Origin of the sequence: Paraburkholderia sp. IW21 (assembly GCF_041321145.1) — a bacterium.
Classification (GTDB): Bacteria; Pseudomonadota; Gammaproteobacteria; order Burkholderiales; family Burkholderiaceae; genus Paraburkholderia.
Genome location: NZ_JBGGWA010000008.1, coordinates 245,091 through 269,231, shown reverse-complemented (window position 1 = coordinate 269,231; position 24,141 = coordinate 245,091). Strand labels below are relative to the sequence as shown.

The window sequence follows — 24,141 nt, the reverse complement described above, 5'->3', positions numbered from 1 at the left end:
GGCGTTTCAATCGAACTCTAATAACTCAACTCTGGCTGAACCGGAGACATACAGATGAACTTCCAGCAATTGCGCTTCGTGCGCGAGGCCGTGCGCCAGAACATGAACCTGACCGAGGTGGCGAACGTGTTGTACACGTCGCAGTCGGGCGTATCGAAACAGATCAAGGATCTGGAGGACGAACTCGGCGTCGATATTTTCATTCGACGCGGCAAGCGTCTGACGGGTCTCACCGAGCCGGGCAAGGCGGTGCATCAGCTGATCGAGCGGATGCTGCTCGATGCGGAGAATCTGCGCCGCGTGGCGCGCCAGTACGCCGATCAGGACAGCGGCCACCTCGTCGTGGCGACGACTCACACGCAGGCGCGCTATGCGCTGCCGAAGGTGATCCGCCAATTCACCACGGTGTTCCCGAAGGTGCATCTGGCGCTGCGCCAGGGCAGCCCGCAACAGATCGCGCAGATGATCATCAACGGCGAAGCGGATATCGGTATTTCCACCGAAGCGCTCGACCGCTTTCCGGATATCGTCACGTTCCCGTGCTATTCGTGGCATCACGTCGTGGTGGTGCCGAAGGACCATCCGCTGGTGGGCCGCCCGAATCTGACGCTCGACGAGATCGCTGAATTCCCGATCGTCACGTATGACCAGGACTTCACGGGCCGCTCGCATATCGACCAGGCGTTCGCGAAAGCGGGCGCGTTGCCCGACGTCGTGCTGACCGCCATCGACGCCGACGTGATCAAGACCTACGTCGAACTCGGCATGGGGATCGGCGTGGTCGCGGCGATGGCCTACGATCCGAAGCGCGACACGGAACTGGTCGCGCTGGATACGCAGCATCTGTTCGAAGCGAGCACCACGCGGGTCGGCTTGCGCAAGGGCGCGTTCCTGCGTGCATATGCGTACCGGCTGATCGAAATGTTCGCGCCGCAGTTGAACGAAGCGGAAATCGCCGCGCAGTTGCGCGAGGCCGTTTGACATCCGGGCCGGCCCGAAACGAACGGGCATCCGTTTTTTGATGCAGGGTGGCGCGCGGCGCATCGCTTACAATCGCCGCCATGAATACTTCGACTTCCTCTTCCGCGACGCCTTCCGACGAAGGCGCCACGCCAGCGCTGCCGCGCATCGCCGTGCTGGCGACTGGCGGCACGATCGCCGGGGCGGCCGCGGACGCCACCAATACGTCCGGCTACCAGGCGGGTGTTGTCGGCGTCGATCAATTGCTGGCCGTGGTGCCGGCTTTGTCCACGGTGGCGCGGATTGCGCCCGAACAGATTGCCAGCATCGACAGCAAGGACATGGCGATGCCGCTGTGGACCACGCTCGCGCAACGCATCAACACGCTGCTGGCGGCCGATGACGTCGACGGCGTGGTGATCACGCACGGCACCGACACGCTCGAGGAAACCGCCTATCTGCTGCATCTGACGATCAAGTCGGCTAAGCCAGTCGTGCTCACCGCGGCGATGCGCCCCGCGTCGGCGCTTTCCGCCGACGGCCCGCTGAATCTGTTGAATGCCGTGACGGTTGCGGCGAACCCTGGCTCACACGGGCAGGGTGTGCTGGTGGCCTTCAACAACAAGATCCATAGCGCGCGTGACGTGGTCAAGACGAGCACGTACGCCGTCGATGCATTCCAGTCTCCGGAAATCGGTGCGCTTGGTTGGGTGCAGGACGGGCGCGTCGAATTCCAGCGCAGCGTGGTGCGTCCGCATACGCTCGCAACCGAGTTCGTGATCGGCGCGAAGTGGCCGCACGTGGAGATTGTCGCGAGCTATGCAGGCGCCTCCCGGATCGCCGTGGATGCGCTCGTGACAGCCGGCGTGCGTGGCATCGTGGTAGCGGGTACGGGCAATGGCTCGATTCACGCGTCGATGCAACAGGCATTGGCCGATGCGGCCTCACAAGGCGTGGCGGTGGTGCGTTCGTCGCGCGTGGGCTCAGGCCACGTGATGCGCAACGGCGCGGCGGCAGACGATACGCTCGGGTTCGTCAGCGCGGGCTCGCTGAATCCGTACAAGGCGCGGGTTCTGCTGATGCTGGCATTGGCTGCCGGTGGCACGGGGCCGGTTGCGCTGCAGAAGGTATTCGATACGTATTGAAGCGGCACGGGTCGTTTCATGCACGCAAGCTTCGCGTGCATGACCGCTTGATGAAAAACGCGGCGCTCGAGTCTCTGACCCGAGCGCCGCGTTGTCATTTCCGTATGCGGTTTGTTGCCTGGTGCAATGACTTGCCGCAGTGGCTTACTGCGGCGGAATCACCAGCACCTGACCCGGATAGATCTTGTCCGGGCTCTTCAGCATGGGCGTGTTCGCCTGGAAAATCACGTCGTTCTTCGCGCCGCTGCCGTAGTACTTCTCTGCGATTTTCCACAGATTGTCGCCGGACACGACAGTGTGAAACTGCGTGGGCGCCGCAGCGGGCGTGGTGACGGTCAATTGATCGTCGACCTTGTCGACATTCTGCACATTGCCGGCCGCGACGAGGATCTTGTCCTTGGTCGGCTGATCGGCCGCAACACCTGAGACGGTGACCGTGTGGCTCGTGCCGTCGTACGTGACTTGCAGGTTGGTGGCGTCAAGGCCCTGGCTGCGGATATACGTGGCGATCGCGTCGCCCGCGGTCTTGTTCAGCGCGTCAAGGTTGGGCGCGGCCGGCGCGGTTGCGGCCTGGGCAGGCGTAGAGGCGGCGCCGAACAGTTTTTCGCCGGCTTCCTTGATAAAACCGAGAATACCCATTGATCATTCTCCTAACGTGGGTGGCGCAAGCATGCTTTGCGCACGGGTTGTGTACTGGTTGCGAATCAGGCGATTCAAGCAGATGACACGCGCTGCAATGAGCGGCACGGACGTCTGGAACGCAAACAACCAGACTCAAGGAGTGTAGGAGAAAGCGGGAAGGATATGTCAAAAAAGGTTGGCGAGGGGTGGGCAGTTGCAAGCCAGTGCAAAGAGGCGAGCAAGCAAGGCGGCATGCATGATGCATGCCGCTGCGAGAGATTGGCGGAAACAGCATAAGAATGAAATCCGACAGCCGGACACCCGACGACGACGTCTGACCGACCAAGGCTTCCCCGGCGCCGCCGGGTGCCGCTGCGGACCCCACTTGCCGCTCTCAGCCCAGAGCGGCACGATTTGCCCGGTCCGCCGTACATGCCGCACGACGGACCGGGCGCCCCACCTGCGGTTGCGATGACGTTGACGGTGCAACGATCACGGCAATCCGTGTTTGCTTCAAGCCGCCTTGGCGTTGCTATCCGGCGCTTGCGCGACTTCGTAGTTCGCCATGATTTCCAGCGCGCGCACCATGGCCGAGTGATCCCATGCCTTGCCGCCGTTCGCTGCGCACACGCTGAACAGTTGTTGCGCGCTCGCCGTATGCGGCAGGGCGATGCCCAGCTTGCGTGCGCCATCGAGTGCGAGGTTCAGATCCTTCTGATGCAGTTCGATGCGGAAGCCCGGATCGAATTTGCGCTGGGTCATGCGCTCGCCGTGCACTTCGAGAATGCGCGACGAAGCGAAGCCACCCATTAGCGCCTTGCGCACGCGTTCCGGATCGGCGCCCGAGCGCGAAGCGAACAGCAGTGCTTCAGCGACCGCTTCGATGTTCAGCGCGACGATGATCTGGTTCGCGACCTTGCAGGTTTGACCCGCGCCGTTGTCGCCGATCAGCGAGATGTTCTTGCCCATCAGTTCGAACAGCGGCTTGGCCAATGCGAAGGCCTTTTCCGGGCCGCCGACCATGATCGTCAGCGACGCTTCACGCGCACCGACTTCACCACCGGACACCGGCGCATCGAGGTAGTCGGCGCCGAGCGCGTTGATCTTCTTCGCGAAGGCTTGCGTGTCGAGCGGCGAGATCGAGCTCATGTCGATCACCAGTTTGCCCTGCGTGAGGCCGGCGGCGACGCCGTCGTCGGCGAACAGCACGTTGGCGACGTCAGGCGTGTCCGGCACCATGATGATGACGATGTCGGCGGCTTGCGCGACAGCGGTCGAATTGGCGACGACGTTCGTGCTCTTGCTCAGATCTTCAGGCACCGGGTATGCGCCGTTCACGAACAGCGTGTGACCGCCTTTGATAAGGTTGCGCGCCATGTGCGCGCCCATGATGCCGAGGCCGATGAAACCGATCTTTGCCATGTGTCTAAATCTCCAGTGTTGTTTGGGGTGATGTGCCTGAGGTGCTCATCGAGGTGATCAATGAGTCGATCAGGCAGCGGCGTGGGCGGCGCCGCGGGTTTGCCCGGCCACGCTCTGCACCCAGCCGAGGCCGGCGGCGGTGGTCGTACGCGGCTTGTATTCGCAACCGACGTAGCCTTCGTAGCCGAGCGAATCGAGCAGGTCGAACAGGAACGGGTAGTTGATTTCGCCGGTGCCCGGTTCGTTGCGGCCCGGGTTGTCGGCGAGCTGGATATGCGCAATCTGCGGCAGATTCTTTTTGATCGTCGCTGCGAGTTCGCCTTCCATCCGTTGCATGTGATAGATGTCGTATTGCAGGAACAGATTGTCCGAACCCACGGCGCGAATCACGTCGAGGCCTTCGCCCGAACGGTTCAGCGCGAAGCCGGGGATGTCGTACGAATTGCACGGCTCGACCAGCAGCTTGATGCCGGCTTTCTTCAGTTCGCCCGCGGCGAAGCGCAGGTTGTCGACGATCGTGTTGCGCGCCGTGTCCGCATCGACGCCCGCAGTCGGAATGCCGACGAGGCAGTTCAATTGCGGTACCTTCAGCGCCGTCGCGTATTCGATCGCGCGGCCCACACCTTCCTGGAACTCAGCGACGCGATCCGGCAGGCACGCAATGCCGCGCTCACCCGCTTCCCAATTGCCCGCAGGCAGGTTGTGCAGGACGAGCTTGAGACGGTTCTGCTGCAAACGCTCGCTCAATTCAGCGATTTGATACGGATACGGAAACAGGAATTCGACGGCGTTGAAGCCCGCGTCCGCTGCTGCCGTAAAGCGGTCGAGGAACGGGACTTCGTTGAACAGCATGGTTAGATTTGCTGCAAATTTCGGCATGGTGCTTGTGTCTCGCTGGTCGGTCAGTGGAATAACTTCATGAGGCGGCCCGGGGATGCCGAGCCGTGCTCATGTGATGCTTATCGAATCAATGCGCCGATCAAAGCGCGGGTCGAAGTGTCAAACAGCTCAGTCGAGCATGCTGATCGCCGTCGGTGCGTCTTCGCGTCGCTCGGCCAGATCTTCGAACTCGTTGATCGCGTCGATCTCGGTGCCCATCGAAATGTTGGTCACGCGTTCGAGGATCACTTCGACGATCACCGGCACGTTGAACTCGGAGAGCATCGATTGCGCTTTCAACAGCGCCGGCTTCAGTTCTTCCGGTTTGAACACGCGGATCGCCTTGCAACCCAGGCCTTCGGCAACCGCGACGTGATCCACGCCGTAGCCGTTCATTTCCGGCGCATTGATGTTCTCGAAGCCGAGTTGCACGCAGAAGTCCATATCGAATGCGCGCTGTGCCTGGCGGATCAGGCCGAGGTACGAGTTGTTCACCACCACGTGCACGTACGGCAGCTTGAATTGCGCACCGGCTGCCAGTTCTTCGATCATGAACTGGAAGTCGTAGTCGCCGGACAGTGCGACGATCTGGCGTTGCGGGTCGGCTGCACGCACGCCCAGCGCTGCCGGAATCGTCCAGCCGAGCGGGCCTGCCTGGCCGCAGTTGATCCAGTTGCGCGCCTTGTAGACGTGCAGGAATTGCGCGCCGGCGATCTGCGACAAACCGATCGTGCTCACGTAGCAGGTATCGCGGCCGAACACCTGGTTCATCTCTTCGTACACGCGTTGCGGCTTCATCGGCACATTGTCGAAGTGCGTCTTGCGCAGCATCGTCTGCTTGCGTTGCTGGCAATCGGCGACCCACGCGCCGCGGTCTTTCAGCTTGCCGGCGGCCTTCCATTCCTTGGCCACTTCAACGAAGAGTTCGAGCGCGGCCTTCGCGTCCGACACGATGCCGAGGTCCGGTCCGAACACGCGACCGATTTGCGTCGGTTCGATGTCCACATGCACGAACTTGCGGCCCTTGGTATAAACCTCGACGCTGCCCGTGTGACGGTTGGCCCAACGGTTGCCGATGCCGAGCACGAAGTCGGAGGCGAGCATCGTCGCGTTGCCGTAGCGGTGCGAAGTTTGCAAGCCGACCATGCCGGCCATCAGCGGATGGTCGTCGGGAATCGCGCCCCACGACATCAGCGTCGGGATCACCGGCACGCCGACGGTTTCGGCGAATTCGACCAGCAGGTCTTCAGCGGCTGCGTTCAGCACGCCGCCACCGGAGACGATCAGCGGCTTTTCAGCGTCATTCAACAGCTTCAACGCGGCTTCGATCTGTTTGCGCGTCGCTTTCGGCTTGTAGACCGGCAACGGTTCGTACGTGTCGATGTCGAATTCGATTTCGGCGAGCTGCACGTCGATCGGCAAATCGACCAGCACCGGACCCGGACGGCCCGAGCGCATCAAATGGAAAGCCTGCTGGAACACGCGCGGCACCAATGCCGGCTCACGCACGGTGACGGCCCACTTGGTGACCGGCTTGGCGATCGATTCGATATCGACGGCCTGGAAGTCTTCCTTGTACAGACGCGCACGCGGCGCCTGGCCCGTGATAGCCAGAATAGGAATCGAGTCGGCCTGAGCGGAGTACAAACCGGTGATCATGTCGGTCCCGGCAGGGCCCGAGGTGCCGATACACACGCCGATGTTGCCCGAGCGGGCGCGCGTATAGCCTTCGGCCATATGCGACGCGCCTTCGACGTGACGCGCCAGCACGTGGCTGATGTTGCCTGCCTTGCGCATGGCCGAGTAGAAGGGGTTGATTGCTGCGCCCGGAACGCCGAATGCGGTGTCGATGCCTTCTTTTTCGAGCACCAGCACGGCTGCGTCGACGGCTCTCATCTTGGCCATGAATGTCTCCTGAATGTGTCTGAGGTGGGCGAATGGGTTGGCTGACGCATTCGCTGACGGATAGGCAAACCAAAGGTGTTGATCGAACTGTAGGCTTCACCTAAAGGTTTGATAAGATCAGTCCGGGTCGCTTATTTCGAAACAAAAAGTATGGAATGGCGCGGGGCTTTGCGTGGATAGGCCGGACGGTGCGTGAGGCTTGTGCGCGGCGGGCAGAAGGGGGCAGGAACGGCAAGCCGGAAGCTGCGAGGCCCGAGCCGTTGGCCTCGAGGCGCGAGACGGGCGCAGCGATGCTGCATGGGACCGGAGACAGAAATGGACCGCTTCAAACAAATCGAAACCTTCGTGCGTGTCGCCGACGCGGGCAGCCTCGCGGCGGCCGCGCTGGAGGAGGGCGTGTCGCCGGTGATTCTCGGACGCCGGATCGACGCGCTGGAAAAGCGCCTCGGTGTCAAGCTGATGTACCGTTCGACGCGCCGGCTGGTGGTCAGCGAAGACGGCGCCGCCTTTCTGGAGCGCTGCCGCGGCCTGCTTACCGAATGGGATCAGGCGGAAAACGAACTGAGCGCCGGACGGCGCGCGGTGAACGGCCATCTGATCGTGTCGGCGCCGGCCGCGTTCGGGCGCAAGCACGTTGCGCCGCTTGCGCCGGCTTTTCTCGCCGACAAGCCGGAATTGCAGGTGTCGTTCAACCTGACCGATCGCGTGGTCGATCTGGTGCGCGAGGGTTATGACCTGTCGATTCGCATCGGCGGCGCGGTCGATCCGAATTTCGTCGCCGTGAAGCTGGCAACGAACCGGCGCGTGGTGTGCGGCACGCCGGAATATTTCCGCAAATACGGCAAGCCGAAAACGCTCGAAGATCTGCCGCAGCACAACTGTCTGGCATTCAACCTGCAAGGCGGCCAGAACCGCGGCTGGTACTTCCGCCGCAATGGCAAACTGGCGACGGTGCGGGTGGGCGGCACGCTCGATTGCAACGACGGCGAGCTGCTGCATCGGTGGGTATCCGAAGGGCTGGGGCTCGGCTGGCGCTCCACGTGGGAAATCCAGCAGCAACTGGCGCGCGGCGAACTGGAAACCGTGCTGGATGAATTCGCGCTGCCCGACTACGACATTCTGGCGGTCTATCCGCAGCAGCGTTATGTGCCGGCCAAGGTGCGCTATTTCATCGACTATCTGAAAGAGGTTTATGCCAGCGAGGATTACTGGAATCGGGCGACTTATTAGTGGGTGGGCCGTTCCGGTTTTTTTGCGAATTCCGTGCGGCAGCGGGAATAAACTCGACGTGTGGCCGGTCATGTTGTGACGAGAGCGTAACGACGAGTCACGCAGCGTAGCCGTAATGCCCTGGAGGGCCGAGGTGGTCCAGACCGAATCCCATGCCGCCCGCGCGCACGACGATGCCGATGCGGCCAGAAGCCGCCGTTTTCAGCAACTGGCGCTGCCGCACCTCGACGCCGCGTACAACCTTGCGCGCTGGTTGAGCGGCAACGCCAACGATGCCGACGACGTGGTGCAGGAAGCGTTCATGCGCGCGTTCCGGTTCTTCGACACCTTCCGTGGCGACTCGGCGCGGCCGTGGCTGCTGGCGATCGTGCGCCGCACCTGGTACACGGAATGGCGGCGGCGCGCCTCGTCGCACGAAGTAGTCGAGTTCGACGACACCATGGACGATGCGACCTTCGACGGCTGGACTGAGGGCGGCGCCGATCCTCAGACGCTCCTGATTCGCAACGAGGACGTCAGGCTCGTGCACGAGGCGCTCGCGCAGTTGCCGGTCGAGTACCGCGAGGTGCTGATCCTGCGCGAGCTTGAAGAAATGGGTTATCGCGAGATCGCGATGGTGGCCGACGTGCCGATCGGCACGGTGATGTCGCGGCTCGCGCGGGGCCGGCGCAAGCTGGCCGCGCTGCTGACGGCGAAGCAGGCATCTGGGCGTCCGGCGTCCGGGCTCCCGGCTTCCGGGCCTCCGGCATCCGGGCCTCCGCCGTCCGGTGCGCCGCCCACGGCTTCCGTCACACCACTCCGGGCGGCTTCCAGCGCCCGGCCATCCAACACCCCCGGCGCAAGCGCCGCCGGCTTAGCTCAGGAGACGCCAGATGGACTGTAACGAAGCGCGCCCGCTCCTCGATGCGAACGCCGATCATGAATTGCCCGCGCCGGATGCGCACCGCGTCCAGCAGCACATCGATAGTTGCGACGCCTGCCGCCGCGAAAGCGAAAACCTGCGGGCATTGAGCGAGTCGCTGCGCGCGGCGCCTTATCATCGGGCGCCTGAATCGCTGCGGACACGCATCCTGGCCGGACTGCCTGAAACGGACGATGCCGTCTCCGCGTCGCGGGCACCGACCGGCGCAGCCGTCAAACCCCCGCCACGTCAGCCGCGCTGGCGCACCTGGTTGGACAGTTGGCTGAACGGCGGGCATGGTCCACAGGGGGACTTTGGAGGCTCTGGCGCCGCGGTCGGCGCAAACAGACTGATCGCGCAAGGCTGGCTGACCGCGCTGGTTGTCGCGTTGTGCGCGGTGGCGGCGGGCGTCACGCTGAGCCTGCGCCGTCCGGCGGAGTTCGCGCCGTTCGCTGACGAACTGGTCGAAAGCCACGTGCGCGCGCAGGTGTCCGGGCGCGACATCGACGTGATATCGACGGACCGGCATACGGTCAAGCCGTGGTTCAACGGCCGGCTCGACTATTCGCCGCCGGTCGAGGACCTGGCGGCGAGCGGCTTCGCGCTGGAGGGCGGACGGCTGGATTACCTTGCGCACCAGCGGGTGGCTGTGCTGGTGTACCGCTACCGCAAACACGTGATCGACGTATATGTGTTTCCGCAGGCAGGTTCCGGCGACACGGGCACCGGCCGCGGCGCAGGAAGCGCCGCTCCCGCGACACTTGCCCGCGAAGGCTATTCGATCTCGCACTGGAACTCGGAAGGGATGACCTGGTGGGCGATCACGGACGCAGCCCCCGATGCATTGAGTGGCCTGGAAGCGGCGCTGAAGGCGCGCTTGCAAGGCGGCAGCGAGCGCACGGAGGGCGGCTGACAGGCGCTGAAAAGTTGCCGGATGCCCGGAAAAGGAAGCGGGCGAGCGCGATTCATGCCGGGGCGACGGTTCCCGGCGGCGGCTTTAGGCTGTCACCGTATCCCGCCACAGTCTGGCCGCCGTTTAAACCCTTGAAAACACACCCGAATTGCGTGTTTGACCGAAGGGGTATCTTGTAATGTGCCGCTTTACCGGTTACACTCTTTGGCTTCTCACTTGCCACACCGGTTCAGACGCCCGGGTGGCTCTAATCCACAAGTCCACAAGGAGTGTGTATGCGTCATTATGAAATCGTCTTTATTGTGCACCCCGATCAGAGCGAGCAAGTGCCCGCCATGATCGAGCGTTACAAAAGCACGATCACTTCGCACGGTGGCCAGATCCACCGTATCGAAGACTGGGGCCGTCGCCAACTGGCCTACATGATCGAGAAACTCGCGAAGGCTCACTACGTCTGCATGAACATCGAATGCGACCAAACCACGCTCGACGAGCTGGAACACGCATTCAAGTTCAACGACGCTGTTCTGCGTCACCTGATCGTCAAGCTGAAGAAGGCCGAAACCGGCCCGTCGCCGATGATGAAGGAAGTGCAGCGCGAAGAAGCCAAGAAGTCGGCTGCTACGCAACCGTCCGAAGCGCAGGCTTAAGACACACTATTTAAGCTACCAGATCAAGTGTCGCTCTCGCCAAAGGGTACATGAATCGGCTGCAACTCACGGCCAGCGTCGTCGAACGCGAACCGGTGCGGTATACCCCCGCCGGCGTTCCGATTGCAGGCTGCACGTTGCACCACCGCACGGAAGTCGTCGAAGCCGGCATTGCCCGGCAAGTCGAACTGACCATGCAGGCGGTAGCCGCAGGTGAGGCGAGCGGTAAGCTGGAAAGCTGTCAGATGGGCGTGGAAACGCTCTTCACAGGCTTCCTGGCGAAAAAGCACCGCAACGCAAGAACTCTGGTATTTCACATCACAGCATTGCAGGACATTGGAAAGGACTGAACATGCCCCGCCCGACTGGTAAGAAATTCGACAAGCGTCGTCAACAACAAAATCCGCTCTTCAAGCGCAAGAAGTTCTGCCGTTTCACGGCCGCGAACGTCGATCACATCGACTACAAGGACCTCGAAACGCTGAAGGACTTCATCGGCGAAAACGGCAAGATCACGCCGGCGCGTCTCACGGGTACGAAGTCGCACTATCAACGCCAGCTGGATACGGCAATCAAGCGCGCACGTTTCCTCGCGCTGGTGCCGTACACCGACCAGCACAAGGCCTAACCCGACGACGCGATAAGGAGTATCCGAATGCAAATTATTCTTCTGGAAAAAGTCGTCAACCTGGGCAACCTGGGCGATATCGTCAAGGTCAAGGACGGTTACGCACGTAACTTTCTGATCCCGAACAAGCAGGCTCGCCGTGCAACGAAGGAAGCCCTGGCTGAATTCGAAGTCCGCCGCGCTGAACTCGAAAAGGTTGCTGCTGAAAAGCTGGCTGCCGCTCAAGCTCAAGGCGAAAAGCTGGCAGGCTCGACGGTTCAGATCGGTCAGAAGGCTGGCGTCGACGGTCGTCTGTTCGGCTCGGTGACGAACGCCGACATCGCTGACGCACTGGTCAAGCAAGGTTTCACGGTTGAAAAGGCGCAAGTGCGTCTGCCGGAAGGCCCGCTGAAGATCGTTGGCGATCACTCCGTTCAGATCTCGCTGCACACCGACGTGGTCGTCGATGTGACGGTGGCTGTGCTGGGCGAACACGTCTAAGTATCAGATAGCATCTGCCAGGACGTTGCTGGCAAAGGGCAGGGGCCGGGTGACCGGCCCCTGCCTTTTTTTGTGCCCGCTTTCGCTGCATTGAACGATCGGTTTTTGATTTCCCTCCGCGCGCATTTACCCGATAATTCCCCTCCATGAACGCACCGTCCAAAGATCCCCAAATCGAGTCGCTGAAAGTCCCGCCGCATTCGATCGAAGCCGAGCAGTCGGTGCTGGGCGGCCTGCTGCTCGACAACGCGGCATGGGACCGCATCGCCGACTTCCTGTCGCAGAGCGATTTTTACCGATACGACCACCGCATCATCTTCGAGCACATCGGCAAGCTGATCGCGGCGACGCGTCCGGCCGACGTGATTACCGTGTACGAGGCGCTCGGCACCGCGGGCAAGGCGGACGATGTCGGCGGTCTCGCCTACCTGAACGCACTGGCGCAGAACACGCCGAGCGCAGCCAATATCCGCCGCTACGCGGAAATCGTGCGCGATCGCGCGGTGCTGCGCCGTCTGGTTTCCGTGGCGGACGAAATCTCGGCTGACGCCTTCAATCCGCAAGGCAAGGAAGTCCGCCAGTTGCTGGACGAGGCCGAATCGAAGGTGTTTTCGATCGCCGAAGACGGCGCCCGCGGCACGCAGGGCTTCCTCGAGATCGGGCCCCTGCTGACCCAAGTGGTCGAGCGGATCGACACGCTGTACCACACCGCCAATCCGAGCGACGTGACCGGCACACCGACCGGTTTTGTCGACCTGGACCGCATGACATCGGGCATGCATGGCGGCGAGCTGATCATCGTGGCGGGCCGTCCGTCGATGGGTAAAACGGCGTTTTCGATGAACGTCGGCGAATACGTGGCGGTCGAGTACGGCCTGCCGGTCGCAGTCTTTTCGATGGAAATGCCGGGCTCGCAGCTCACCATGCGTATGCTCGGCTCGGTCGGCCGCCTCGATCAGCACCGCATGCGAACCGGGCGTCTGACCGACGAGGATTGGCCGAAGCTCACGCACGCCGTGCAGAAAATGAGCGAGGCGCAGATTTTCATCGACGAAACCGGCGGCCTGAATCCGATGGAGCTGCGCTCGCGCGCGCGCCGGCTGTCACGGCAGTGCGGCAAGCTGGGTCTGATCATCATCGACTACTTGCAGCTGATGAGCGGTTCGTCGTCCGGTGAAAACCGCGCGACCGAAATCTCGGAAATCTCGCGCTCGCTGAAGAGTCTCGCCAAAGAACTCGACGTACCGGTGATCGCGTTGTCGCAGCTCAACCGGGGCCTCGAACAGCGCCCGAACAAGCGGCCGATCATGTCGGACCTGCGCGAATCAGGCGCCATCGAGCAGGATGCGGACGTGATCCTGTTTATTTACCGCGACGAAGTCTACAACCCGGACAGCCCGGACAAGGGTACGGCCGAGATCATTATCGGTAAGCAGCGGAATGGTCCGATCGGTCCTGTTCGGCTCACGTTCCATGGTCAATTCACGAAGTTCGATAATTTTGCCGGCGCGCAGAATTTTTACAGCGAGTAAAGGGATAAGTGAAGCGTCTGTTGTAACGGCGCTTTCAAAAGTGCTGTCAAAAGTGCGGCCGGGGTCTCGCAACGGTACAATGTGGCGGTTTTATGTCAGCCATAATGTGACCAATTTTCGGGATCCCAATGTTCGGTCGATTCATGCCCACCGAGGGCAAGTTCTTTGAAATTTTCAATGCACATGCAACGTGCATCGTCTCGGCAAGCCGCGAACTCGAGCTGTTGATCGACAATCTGCAAGACGCCGAGACCCATAAGCAAAACGTGCAGAAGGCCGAAAAGGCCGCAGACAAGCTCACGCACGAAACCATCGACCTGCTGCACAAGACCTTCATCACGCCGCTCGACCGCGACGAGATCCACAAGCTGATCACCACGATGGACGACATCCTCGATTTGATGGAGGACGTCGCCACCGCTATCTCGCTGTACGACGTGCAGGCGGTGACCTCTGAAGCGAGCCAGTTGGCGCACATCTGCACGGCCACCTCCGAGCGCGTGCAGTTCGCCGTCAGCCTGCTGTCCGACATGAAGCAGGCGAGCCAGATCCTGAAGGCGTGCGAGGAAATCGACCGTCTGGAATCGGAAGCGGACCGCGTGCTGCGCTCGGCCATGTCCAAACTCTTCCGCGAAGAAGACGACGTCAAGACGCTAATCAAGCTGAAGGCGATCTACGAACTGCTCGAAACGATCACCGACAAGTGTGAAGACGTGGCGAACATCATCGAAGGCATCGTGCTGGAAAACGCATAATGCAATCGATACAACTTGCTATCTGGGTCGTCGCCGGCCTGGTCGCCGTCGCGCTGATTTTCGACTTCATGAACGGCTTCCACGACGCGGCGAATTCGATCGCCACGGTCGTGTCGACCGGCGTGCTGAAGCCGCAGCAGGCCGTGGCCTTCGCGGCGGCTTTCAACGTCGTCGCGTATTTCGTGTTCCACCTGAAAGTGGCGCAGACGGTCGGCAAGGGCACGATCGATCCGAGTATCGTCGACCATTACGTCATTTTCGGTGCGCTGGTCGGCGCGATCGGCTGGAACATCATCACGTGGCACTACGGCATTCCGTCCAGTTCGTCGCATGCGTTGATCGGCGGGCTGGTCGGCGCGGCGCTCGCCAAGTCGGGGTGGGGTTCGTTGAATTTCGACGGTCTGATGAAGACCGTGGCCTTCATTTTCATCTCGCCGCTGCTCGGTTTCGTGCTCGGATCGTTCTTCATGCTGGCGGTGTCGTGGATTTATTTCCGTACGCCACCCAGCAAGGTCGACCGGCGTTTCCGGCGTCTTCAACTGGTCTCCGCGGGTTTGTATAGTCTCGGCCACGGCGGCAACGACGCGCAGAAAACCATCGGCATTATCTGGATGCTGCTGATCGCGACCGGTTACGCGTCGTCGATCGCGGACGCGCCGCCGCTGTGGGTGATCGGCGGTTGCTATTTGTCGATGGGGATCGGCACCTTGTTCGGCGGCTGGCGGATCGTCCGCACGATGGGGCAGAAGATCACCAAGCTCAAGCCAGTCGGCGGCTTTTGCGCGGAAGCCGGCGGGGCGATCACGTTGTTCACCGCTTCGTGGCTCGGCATTCCGGTGTCCACCACGCATACGATTACCGGCGCGATCGTCGGTGTCGGCGCCACGCAGAAGTTGAGCGCGGTGCGTTGGGGTGTAGCCGGCAACATCGTGTGGGCGTGGATTCTGACGATTCCCGCCTCTGCGGCACTGTCCGCGGCAGCCTGGTGGCTCGGCCACCGCCTGCTGTAAGCGACGCGGCCAAGCACAGCCGCCGCGCACTAAAGCTGTAAAAGCGCGCCGCTCAGATCAGCGGCGCGCTGCCTCCATCCATCGGGACGATAGCGCCCGTCACATAGCTCGCGCGGCGGCTCGCCAGAAATAGCGCGACATCAGCGATTTCTTCCGGTTTTGCATAACGTCCGAGGGGCACTTTAGCTTGCCCGCGCGCCAACGCGTCCGCGCTCGCGATGCCTTGCTGCGACGCTTCCAGTTTCACCGCTTCCTCGACGCGCTCGGTCAGCGTCGAACCCGGATTGATCGCATTGATGCGGATACCGTAGCGCGCGTAGTAATGGGCGAGGCCGACGGTGGCGAGCATCAGCGCGGCATTCGCGGCGCCGCCCGCGATATGGATATCGCTCGCGATCTTGCCGCCCATCCCAATGATATTGACGATCGTGCCAGGCGCGGCGCCGTCGCCGCTCTTGACGCGCTCGGCCATGCGACGTAGCACTTCCTGCTGCGGGTAGATGTAAGGGAAATATTTTGCTTCCATGGTCGCGCGGAATGCGTCGGCATCGAGCGTTTCCGGGTCATAGCGGCGGGCCGCGCCGGCGCTGTTGATCAGCACGTCGATCGGACCGACGGCGGTGCTCACTTCCTCGACGATGTCGGCGGCACTGTGTGGTTCATGCAGGTCGGCGCGCGTCCGGTGCACGTGCAAGCCTTCTTGTTTCAACTGTTCGTAAGCGCGCGCGAGATTGGCGGGGTCGCGCGAAACGATCGCGACCTTTGCGCCCTCCAGCGCGAACGCGCGAGCGCAGGCGAGCCCGATCCCTTTGCTGCCGCCCGTGATCAACACTACCTTGTCTTTCAGACCGAGATCCATCGTCGCCACCCGCTGTCAGAAGAATATCGATGACGATAGCAGATCGGCGGCGCAGCTTCAGAACTTGCCGTTGGCGAAGCGGGCGATCGGGTCGTCGGTAGTTTGCGTGGCGGCGGGGATGCCGCGCGAGGCGGTCGAGGCTCGCATGATCTGTACGCCGCCGTTCGCATCGGCTTGCTGAGCCTGCTGGGCTTGGCGCGCCGCGACTGAAGCGGGTGGAGGCGGCTCGAACGCGTCGGCGGCGGCGTCGATCGGGTCAGGCGCGCGAGCTGCTGCGGGCGAGACAGCGCGCGTAGCCGCCGGTTGGGCCGGAGAGCCCACGGCGGCGTCGTACGTGGTCGCTTGAGCGGTCGCAATGGGCGCCGGAGAAACCGCGCCTGCCGCACGTGCCTGAATCTGCGCGGCGTTCATGCCGGGTGGCGGCGGTTCGAACGGATCCGCTTGGGGTCCGGGTACCGAAGTCGCCGCCTCCTTAGGCGGGGCAATTCCAGTTGTAGTCAAAGGCGGCCGAGGCGTCGCCGCGACGCGCGCCGTTTGCTGAGGCGCCGTGGCGTTCGTGGCATAGCCCGAAGGTTGCGACGCCACGGAGGCCGCATAGCTCGAACCCTGCGCCGTTGCCCCTGCACCCGCATATGCCGGCATCGTCTGCGCGACTGGCGCGACGCGCTCGGGCTGCGGCGCAGCGGCCTGATAACTCGGCGTATCAAACGGCGCGGGCGTCGCAGCCGGCGCCGCCACGCGACGAATACCGTCGAAACGCTTGGCCCAATATGGATTGGTCAGATAGTCGAGCCGTACAGTGCCGCCCGTCGACGGCGCGTTGACGAAGCGCAGCTTGCCGACATAAATGCCGACGTGCGAATGCGCGCGTCCGGTGGTGTTGAAAAAAATCAGATCGCCCGGCGCGATCTCGTCCGGCTCGATCGATTCGCCGCGGCCACTCATGTCCGCGGTAGTGCGCGGCAGATTCACGGAAGCGGCGCGGGACACCACATAGCGAACCAATCCGCTGCAATCGAAGCCGCTGTCGGGCGTATTACCCCCCCAACGGTATGGAACGCCGACGAGACTCATCGCCTGAATCGAGATTTCCTCGCGGCCAATGCTGTGATCGACGAAATTCGGGAAGCCCGGCGGCGGCGCATGATAAGCGCCATTCGTGACCACTACAGATGAACCGGGCCCGCGCGACGTCTTCTGCGGCGCGCCGGCGCAAGCCGCGAGCAGCAAAACGGTCAGCAGCGAAAGGGCGAGTCGGCGCATGAAGACGAGGGAGAGCGGTAAACGCTCGTTTAATGGCGGACGATTTCGGGATGGTAGCCCGTCGAACATGGCGCCGGCAAGAATTCTTGACAAATTACATGAAGTTTGTGCGCTAAGTGTTGCCCGGCAGGGTGGTCGCCCAATAAAAAGCCGCGTTCGGGGCGACCCGGACGCGGCTTTTAACCGAAGCTAAATCATTGAAACTTAAAGGATCTCCGACGCGTAGTCCGCGAGGCGCGAGCGCTCGCCGCGTGCCAGCGTCACATGCCCGCTGTGCGCCCAGCCCTTGAAGCGATCGACCACATAGGTCAGGCCCGAGCTGCCTTCCGTCAGGTAAGGCGTGTCAATCTGCGCGATATTGCCGAGACAGATGATCTTCGTGCCAGGACCCGCGCGCGTGACCAGCGTCTTCATCTGTTTCGGCGTCAGGTTTTGCGCCTCGTCGATGATCAGATACTTGTCCACGAACGTGCGGCCGCGCATGAAGTTCATGCTCTTGACCTTCAGGCGTGACCGGATCAGCTCCTGAGTCGCGGCGCGGCCCCATTCACCGGCGGCGTCGTCGGTTTTTTGCAGGACTTCGAGGTTGTCGTCGAATGCGCCCATCCACGGCTGCATTTTTTCCTCTTCCGTACCCGGCAGAAAGCCGATGTCTTCACCGACCGGCACCGTTGCGCGCGTCACGATGATTTCGTTGTAGCGCTTGTCGTCGAGCACCTGGGCCAGGCCGGCCGCGAGTGCGACCAGCGTCTTGCCGGTACCGGCCTGACCCAGCAGCGTGACGAAGTCGATCTCCGGGTTCATCAACAAGTTCAGCGCGAAGTTCTGCTCGCGATTACGTGCCGTGATACCCCACACGTTGTTCTTGTGGTGGCCGTAGTCACGCAAGGTTTGCAGCAGCGCCGTCTTGCCGTTCAGCTCACGCACCAGCGCATGAAAGGTCGGCTCGCCGTTCTGCGGCTCCAGATAGACGAACTCGTTGACCAGCATCGAGGCGCACAGCGGACCCGTCACGCGGTAGTACGTGGTGCCGGTTTTAGTGTCCTGCCAGCTCTCCATGCCCTTCGCGTGCCTGGTCCAGAAATCCTGCGGCAGCGCGCGGATGCCCGAGTACAGCAGATCGCTGTCTTCGAGCACCTGGTCGTTGAAGTAGTCTTCCGCGGGCAGGCCGAGCGCATGCGCCTTGATGCGCATGTTGATGTCCTTCGACACCAGCACGACCTGACGATCCATCCGGTCGCGCTGCAACGCGCGCACCACGCCGAGGATCTGATTGTCGGCCTTGCCTTCCGGCAGACCTTCGACCGGCTCGATGGCGGTGAGCTTGGTCTGGAAGTACAGACGCCCGGATGCCTCGCGGCTGCCGAGACGCGCGAGCGAAATGCCGTCGGACATGTTGCCCGCGTTCGCCACCAGCGCGTCCAGCGTGCGACTCACCTGGCGCGCGTTACGCGCGACTTCCGACATGCCCTTCTTGTGGTTGTCGAGTTCTTCCAACGTCATCATCGGCAGATAGACGTCGTGTTCCTCGAAACGGAACAGGCAGCTTGGATCGTGCATCAGCACGTTCGTGTCGAGCACGAAGAGCTTCTGGACTTCGAGCGGGCCGCTGGACACGCCGCGCTTCTTGCTCGTGCCACGCGTGCTGGGTGCTGTGGTTGCGGGTGTGGTTGCGGCAGGCTGCTTTGCGCTCGGCGCGCGCGCGACGAGCGGCTGCGGTTCAGCAGCAGGTGTGGCTTGAGGAACCGGCTCGGCTTGCGGGCGCGCTGCGGGAACCGGTAGCAGCAACGCTGCGGTCTGCTTCGATTTGCGCCGGGGCGCCGGTGCGGTTTGCTCGGCCGAGGCAGGTGGCGTAGCGGAAGCCGATGATGCGGGCACGGGTCGCAAAGTAGTCGCAGCATTGGCGGCGTGCGCCATCGGCGTGGCGACATTCGCACGGCCGTAGTCGGCCGACTCCGCGGCTTCCCCATCGCCCGCCTGTTTCTTCGCGGCGGAGCGCGCCGGCGTGGCGGCTTTGGCCTTGTATTCGTCAGGCGGCAGGAGATTGCCGAGCTTGCTGGGGGGGGTAGGCAAAGGCATGGTTTCCCTCGAAATAATCGGGTCACATTTCGTGCGCCGCCTGTCGCATTCTGCCGGTGCCAGTGTGTGCGCACGCAGTTTGCGCCCGGAGGCGCGCATTTCGGTTTAGAGATGCCGGTTCGCCTGGTCTTCGATCGGCTCCTTAACGGAAGCGTGTGGCCGAGTGAACGAACGGCTGCGCGCAATTAAAAAAGCCGCCGCCCCGGCGTACGGGGCAAGCGGCTCGCCTTCGGTCGTCGCGTTGCGCCTCACGACTTCGACGGGACCGACAAAACGGCCGTCAAGTCTGGCGCAGCTGCGAAAAATTTGGGGTGGACAGGCACTCATTGGAACCCAATATAACGCGCCTCAAAGCGCTTGTACAGCCTCCAGAATGTCGTCGACGTGCCCTGGCACTTTCACGCCGCGCCACTCCTGGCGCAGCACGCCTTCGGCGTCGATCAGGAACGTGGAGCGTTCGATCCCACGGACTTCTTTGCCATACATTTTCTTCAATTTCATGACGCCGAAGAGCGTACACAACGTTTCTTCCGGATCCGAGAGCAGCGGAAACGGCAGTTCGAGCTTTGCCTTGAAATTGTCATGAGAGCGCAGGCTGTCGCGCGATACGCCGAGAATTTCCGCGCCGGCTTTGCTGAATTTCGGATACAGATCGCGGAATTGCAGACCTTCGGTCGTGCAGCCCGGTGTGTTGTCCTTCGGATAAAAATACAGCACCACCTTCTTGCCCCGCAGCTTGGACAGCGTGATTTCGCCACCGGTAGCGGGGGCGGTAAAGTCGGGGACGGGTTGGTCGACTGCGAGGGGCACGAGGTTCTCCGGTTGTTAGGGGCGGCGCCGCATTTGCATTTGCACTTGCAACTGCTGCGGCGTCGGCCTGGCATCGAGGCTTGGGGGAGGTCGACCGGCACGGTGTGCGCTCGCGCAGCGGCCGGGTCGCCAGGGCCGGCTAGCAGTTGGCCAGTCAGGGCTGGACAATCAACTCGCCGGAGCGGCCTGGAATTTCGCCCCACGTAACAGGGTACGATGGCAGCGTGCTGCGGTCTAGCGTGGCGTAGTAATCACCCATGGTCGCGAAGGTGTGGCCTTGCGCACGCCAGCCTTCCAGAAGCTGTTCGAAAACCGGCGCAAGCTTTTGCCCTTCGAGTTCCGCGTGCAGCGTGAACACCTGATCGTGCGGATTGTTTTCGGTGTGCTTCAACATCCATGCGGCGACGTTGTGCAGATCGACACCATCCACGCCGAGCACTTCGTCGAGCGTGGGCAGCGTGGTGGGCATCTGCACATGCGCAAGCGTCCTGCCGCCGACCACCGGCAGATACGGCGAGTGGCCGCGCCCGTCGGACGCGTAGTGCATGCCCCATGCGTCGATCTGTTCGAACGCATGGCCGTTCATCTGCCAGCCCGCCGCACCGTGGGTGACGGGCGGCGCGCCGAAGATCGCGACGAACCGGTTGAAGCTTTTCTGCATCTGCTTCTCGGTCCACTCGCGGTCTTGCGAACGCACGTTGTCCTGCCAGTAAACGTGGTCCCACGTGTGAATGCCGCATTCGAAACCGGCTTCATGGATCGCGCGCATTTCCGCGGCGGTCTTCACGCCGATGTCCGGCCCCGGCAGCAGCACGCCGTACATCAATTGCTTGATGCCGTAATGTTCGACCACCGACGTGCGCGACACCTTCTTCAGAAAACCCGGCCGCAACACGCGGCGCATCGCCCAACCGGTGTGGTCGGGCCCGAGGCTGAAGAGAAATGTGGCGCGCGCCTTGAAACGGTCGAAGATGCGCGCGAGATTCGGCACGCCTTCGCGAGTGCCGCGCAGCGTGTCGACGTCGATCTTCAGGACGATACGAGCCAAGGATCGCCCTTATTGCTGTTCGACGAGCGCGCGTGCTTCGGCGACATGGCCGCGATACGCTTCGAAAATCTTGCGCAGTGCTTCGTCGAAGGTCGACTTCGGCGCCCAGCCGAGTTCCTGCATCGTGTTGTCGATCTTCGGCACGCGGTTCTGCACGTCCTGATAGCCCGCACCGTAGTACGCACCTGACGACGTTTCGACCAGTTGCACCTGCTTCGCGAGGTCGGCGTATTCCGGGAATTCGGCGGCCAGCGTCAGCATCTTGTGCGCGAGTTCGCGCACCGAGAAGTTGTTGGTCGGGTTGCCGATGTTGTAGATCTTGCCCGTCGCCACGCCGTTTTTGTTCTCGATGATCTTCATCAGCGCGCCGATGCCGTCGTCGATATCGGTGAACGCACGCTTTTGCGCGCCGCCGTCCACGAGGCTGATGTTCTCGCCGCGCACGATGTGGCCGAGGAACTGCGTGACCACGCGCGAACTGCCTTCCTTTGGCGTGTAGATCGAATCGAGACCCGGGCCGATCCAGTTGAACGGACGGAACAGCGTGAAGTTCAGGCCTTCCATGCCGTAACCCCAGATCACACGGTCCATCAGCTGCTTCGAGCACGCGTAGATCCAGCGCGGCTTGTTGATCGGGCCGTACGACAGTTGCGACGCTTCCGGATCGAACTGCTCGTCCGTGCACATGCCGTAGACCTCGGAGGTCGAGGGGAACACGAGGTGCTTGCCGTACTTGACAGCCGACCGCACGATGGGCAGGTTCGCCTCGAAGTCGAGTTCGAACACGCGCAGCGGCTGCTTCACATACGTGGCGGGTGTGGCGATCGCGACCAGCGGCAGGATCACATCGCACTTCTTGATGTGATACTCGACCCATTCCTTATTGATCGTGATGTCGCCTTCGAAGAAGTGCATCCGCTCATGATTGATGAGGTCGCCGAGACGTTCGGTCTGCATGTCCATTCCGAAGACTTCCCAATCGGTCGTTTCGAGAATGCGTTTGGACAGGTGATGGCCGATGAAGCCGTTCACACCCAGAATCAGGACTTTTTTGGCGAAACCTTCGGTTTTCATGAATGACGGGGAGTTTGGATGAGCTGGGCGAATTCGGCCGGGGTGACGACGGTTTCGGTGCCGCCGTGCTGGTGCCGCAATTCGTGGATGGCGATCGCGCGACCGTCGCCGCATATTGCGAAAACGGCATTATCGCTTACGTGCAGGCCCGGGGGCAAATCCGAGCGAAGCGCGCCGGGCGCGGCCAGACGGGCACGGGCAATGACGAAGCGCTGGTCGCCGAGAACGGTAAAGGCGCCGGGATAGGGCGGCGCGACCGCGCGGATCAGGTTGTAGACCTGCTGCGCGGAGTGCGTCCAGTCGATCCGGCCGTCTTCCGGCTTGCGGCCGCCATAGTAGCTGCCGTGCGTGAGGTCGTTCGGCAGATGCGGCGCTTCGCCTGCCAGCAAGGCCGGCAGCACGCGCCACAGCGTCTGTTCGGCGGCGACTGTCACCTTGTCGAAGACTTGCGCGGCGGTGTCGTCGGGCAGGATCGGCACCGGCGTTTGCGCGATGATCGCCCCCGCGTCGGGCTTGGCGGCCATTTCGTGCAGTGTCGCGCCGGTTTCGGTTTCGCCGTGGATCACCGCCCAGTTGGTCGGCACGCGGCCGCGGTACTTCGGCAGGAGCGAGCCGTGCATGTTGTAGGCGCCCCGTGCGGCGAGCGCGAGCAGGTCGACCGGCAACATGTGGCGGTAATAGAACGAGAAGATGAAGTCCGGCCGCGCCGCGCTCACGGCGGCGCGCAGTTCAGGGCTGGTCGGATCGGCCGGCGTGACGACCGGAATGCCGTGCTCGGCGGCGACCGAGGCGACGCTGCCGAACCAGATGTTCTCGGTGGGGTTGTCCTCATGGGTGACGACCAGCGCCACGTCGACGCCGCGCGCAAGCAACACTTGCAGGCAGCGCACGCCAACGTTGTGATACGCGAATACGACGGCGCGCGGCTTCATGGATTCGGTCCTTGATCGACCAGCGGTGCCGCTTGCACGGCCTGTACGACCGCCTGACGCGGCGCTTCGGTCACGGTGGTGCCGTTGCGCTGTTCGAGAATGGTCTGCACCAGATAACGCGGACGCGCGCGCACCTGCTGGTAAATCCGGCCGATGTATTCACCGAGCAGGCCCAACGCGAAAATGATCACGCCGAGCAGGAAGAAGGTGATGGCGAACAGCGTGAACACACCTTGCACTTCCGCGCCGATGATGAAGCGGCGAATCAGCAGCAGCACGAACAGCGCCGCGGAGCCGAGCGACAGGATCACGCCGATGAACGACAGCCATTGCAGCGGCACCACCGAGAAGCCGGTGACCAGGTCGAAATTCAAACGGATCAGGCTGTAAAGCGAGTACTTCGATTCGCCGGCGAAACGCTCTTCGTGCGCGACTTCGATTTCCACCGGATTCTGCGCGAAGGTGTACGCCAGCGCCGGAATGAAGGTATTGATCTCGCCGCAACGATTGATCGTGTCGATGATGTGCCGGCTGTACGCGCGCAACATGCAGCCCTGGTCGGTCATCTTGATGCGCGTGATGCGCTCGCGCAGGCGGTTCATCGCGCGCGACGCCTTGCGGCGCCACAAACTGTCCTGGCGTTGCAGGCGAATCGTGCCGACGTAGTCGTAGCCTTCGCGCATCTTGCTGACCAGCTTGCCGATTTCTTCCGGTGGATTCTGCAGGTCGGCGTCGAGCGTGATGACGATCTCGCCATGCGATTGCTCGAAGCCCGCCAGAATCGCCATGTGCTGGCCGTAGTTGCCGTTCAGCAGGATCACACGGGTCGTGTCGGGGCGCGCGCGGAACTGCTCGGCGAGCAGGGCGGCGGATTTGTCGCGGCTGCCGTCGTTGATGAAGATCACTTCATAGGCAGTGCCGAGCGCGTCGAGCGCCGGGTAGAGGCGCGCGAACAGCTCGGCCAGCCCGGCTTCCTCGTTGTACACCGGGATGATGATCGACACTTCCGGTGCGACGGCGCGATGTTCCGAATAAATCATTTCCG

At 62.5% G+C, this 24,141-nt stretch carries 24 protein-coding genes; 12 read left to right on the top strand and 12 right to left on the bottom strand.

Annotation, left to right across the window (positions count from 1 at the left end):
- Positions 1-54 precede the first annotated feature (54 nt).
- On the top strand, positions 55-981 hold the full coding sequence (locus tag ACAX43_RS20505) for a CysB family HTH-type transcriptional regulator (RefSeq protein ID WP_370710236.1): 927 nt from the start codon (positions 55-57) through the stop codon (positions 979-981).
- 80 nt (positions 982-1,061) lie between these two features.
- Positions 1,062-2,105: an asparaginase gene (locus tag ACAX43_RS20500; RefSeq protein ID WP_370710235.1), complete on the top strand. Its 1,044-nt coding sequence runs from the start codon at positions 1,062-1,064 to the stop codon at positions 2,103-2,105.
- A 144-nt stretch (positions 2,106-2,249) separates the two neighbouring features.
- Here ACAX43_RS20500 and lysM read toward each other — a convergent pair whose 3' ends face one another.
- The 4 genes from lysM to gcl form a co-directional block, all read right to left on the bottom strand.
- Positions 2,250-2,744 carry a peptidoglycan-binding protein LysM gene (lysM, locus tag ACAX43_RS20495; RefSeq protein ID WP_370710234.1) on the bottom strand — a complete coding sequence of 165 codons (495 nt, stop codon included), beginning with the start codon at positions 2,742-2,744 and terminating at the stop codon, positions 2,250-2,252.
- Between the two features lie 495 nt (positions 2,745-3,239).
- Positions 3,240-4,148 carry a 2-hydroxy-3-oxopropionate reductase gene (locus ACAX43_RS20490; RefSeq protein ID WP_370710233.1) on the bottom strand — a complete coding sequence of 303 codons (909 nt, stop codon included), beginning with the start codon at positions 4,146-4,148 and terminating at the stop codon, positions 3,240-3,242.
- A 69-nt stretch (positions 4,149-4,217) separates the two neighbouring features.
- The gene (hyi, locus tag ACAX43_RS20485) at positions 4,218-5,027 is read right to left on the bottom strand and encodes a hydroxypyruvate isomerase (protein WP_370710232.1); all 810 of its coding nucleotides are present in this window, start codon (positions 5,025-5,027) and stop codon (positions 4,218-4,220) included.
- Positions 5,028-5,156: 129 nt separating this feature from the next.
- Positions 5,157-6,932, bottom strand: a complete 1,776-nt coding sequence (gcl, locus tag ACAX43_RS20480) for a glyoxylate carboligase (RefSeq protein ID WP_370710231.1) — start codon at positions 6,930-6,932, stop codon at positions 5,157-5,159.
- A gap of 315 nt (positions 6,933-7,247) precedes the next feature.
- Between gcl and ACAX43_RS20475 the strand changes: the two genes are divergently transcribed.
- The 10 genes from ACAX43_RS20475 to ACAX43_RS20430 all read left to right on the top strand — a co-directional run bounded on the left by ACAX43_RS20475 (position 7,248) and on the right by ACAX43_RS20430 (position 15,031).
- Complete coding sequence (locus ACAX43_RS20475; protein WP_370710230.1) at positions 7,248-8,162, top strand: LysR family transcriptional regulator; 915 nt, start codon at positions 7,248-7,250, stop codon at positions 8,160-8,162.
- A gap of 133 nt (positions 8,163-8,295) precedes the next feature.
- Positions 8,296-9,045, top strand: a complete 750-nt coding sequence (locus ACAX43_RS20470) for an RNA polymerase sigma factor (RefSeq protein ID WP_370710229.1) — start codon at positions 8,296-8,298, stop codon at positions 9,043-9,045.
- Entirely contained in the window at positions 9,035-9,976 is a 942-nt protein-coding gene (locus ACAX43_RS20465; protein ID WP_370710228.1) for an anti-sigma factor, read from the top strand. The genes ACAX43_RS20470 and ACAX43_RS20465 overlap by 11 nt, the downstream gene beginning before the upstream one ends.
- Before the next feature lie 275 nt (positions 9,977-10,251).
- Entirely contained in the window at positions 10,252-10,626 is a 375-nt protein-coding gene (rpsF, locus tag ACAX43_RS20460; protein WP_035550559.1) for a 30S ribosomal protein S6, read from the top strand.
- A gap of 50 nt (positions 10,627-10,676) precedes the next feature.
- On the top strand, positions 10,677-10,976 hold the full coding sequence (gene priB, locus ACAX43_RS20455; protein WP_007182110.1) for a primosomal replication protein N: 300 nt from the start codon (positions 10,677-10,679) through the stop codon (positions 10,974-10,976).
- Between the two features lie 2 nt (positions 10,977-10,978).
- A complete protein-coding gene (gene rpsR, locus ACAX43_RS20450; protein WP_012432802.1) occupies positions 10,979-11,254 on the top strand; it encodes a 30S ribosomal protein S18 in 276 nt (91 codons plus the stop codon).
- Between the two features lie 27 nt (positions 11,255-11,281).
- The gene (rplI, locus tag ACAX43_RS20445; protein WP_370710227.1) at positions 11,282-11,734 is read left to right on the top strand and encodes a 50S ribosomal protein L9; all 453 of its coding nucleotides are present in this window, start codon (positions 11,282-11,284) and stop codon (positions 11,732-11,734) included.
- Between the two features lie 146 nt (positions 11,735-11,880).
- Positions 11,881-13,266, top strand: a complete 1,386-nt coding sequence (locus ACAX43_RS20440) for a replicative DNA helicase (RefSeq protein ID WP_370710226.1) — start codon at positions 11,881-11,883, stop codon at positions 13,264-13,266.
- A gap of 128 nt (positions 13,267-13,394) precedes the next feature.
- The gene (locus ACAX43_RS20435; RefSeq protein WP_370710225.1) at positions 13,395-14,021 is read left to right on the top strand and encodes a DUF47 domain-containing protein; all 627 of its coding nucleotides are present in this window, start codon (positions 13,395-13,397) and stop codon (positions 14,019-14,021) included.
- Positions 14,021-15,031, top strand: a complete 1,011-nt coding sequence (locus tag ACAX43_RS20430; RefSeq protein WP_370710224.1) for an anion permease — start codon at positions 14,021-14,023, stop codon at positions 15,029-15,031. The genes ACAX43_RS20435 and ACAX43_RS20430 overlap by 1 nt, the downstream gene beginning before the upstream one ends.
- Positions 15,032-15,083: 52 nt before the next feature.
- Here ACAX43_RS20430 and ACAX43_RS20425 read toward each other — a convergent pair whose 3' ends face one another.
- The 8 genes from ACAX43_RS20425 to ACAX43_RS20390 form a co-directional block, all read right to left on the bottom strand.
- Entirely contained in the window at positions 15,084-15,890 is an 807-nt protein-coding gene (locus ACAX43_RS20425) for an SDR family oxidoreductase (RefSeq protein ID WP_370710223.1), read from the bottom strand.
- Positions 15,891-15,947: 57 nt separating this feature from the next.
- The gene (locus ACAX43_RS20420; RefSeq protein ID WP_370710222.1) at positions 15,948-17,153 is read right to left on the bottom strand and encodes an NlpC/P60 family protein; all 1,206 of its coding nucleotides are present in this window, start codon (positions 17,151-17,153) and stop codon (positions 15,948-15,950) included.
- Positions 17,154-17,357: 204 nt separating this feature from the next.
- Positions 17,358-19,232, bottom strand: coding sequence for a PhoH family protein (locus ACAX43_RS20415; protein ID WP_370710221.1), 1,875 nt, complete (start codon positions 19,230-19,232; stop codon positions 17,358-17,360).
- A gap of 348 nt (positions 19,233-19,580) precedes the next feature.
- The gene (locus ACAX43_RS20410) at positions 19,581-20,042 is read right to left on the bottom strand and encodes a peroxiredoxin (RefSeq protein ID WP_370710220.1); all 462 of its coding nucleotides are present in this window, start codon (positions 20,040-20,042) and stop codon (positions 19,581-19,583) included.
- A gap of 154 nt (positions 20,043-20,196) precedes the next feature.
- Positions 20,197-21,090 (bottom strand): polysaccharide deacetylase family protein, encoded by an 894-nt coding sequence (locus ACAX43_RS20405; RefSeq protein WP_370710219.1) that lies wholly within the window; start codon positions 21,088-21,090, stop codon positions 20,197-20,199.
- Positions 21,091-21,099: 9 nt separating this feature from the next.
- On the bottom strand, positions 21,100-22,164 hold the full coding sequence (locus ACAX43_RS20400) for a bifunctional UDP-4-keto-pentose/UDP-xylose synthase (protein ID WP_370710218.1): 1,065 nt from the start codon (positions 22,162-22,164) through the stop codon (positions 21,100-21,102).
- A complete protein-coding gene (locus tag ACAX43_RS20395; protein ID WP_370710217.1) occupies positions 22,161-23,096 on the bottom strand; it encodes a formyltransferase in 936 nt (311 codons plus the stop codon). The genes ACAX43_RS20400 and ACAX43_RS20395 overlap by 4 nt, the downstream gene beginning before the upstream one ends.
- Positions 23,093-24,136, bottom strand: coding sequence for a glycosyltransferase (locus tag ACAX43_RS20390; protein ID WP_370710216.1), 1,044 nt, complete (start codon positions 24,134-24,136; stop codon positions 23,093-23,095). The genes ACAX43_RS20395 and ACAX43_RS20390 overlap by 4 nt, the downstream gene beginning before the upstream one ends.
- Positions 24,137-24,141: the final 5 nt, after the last annotated feature.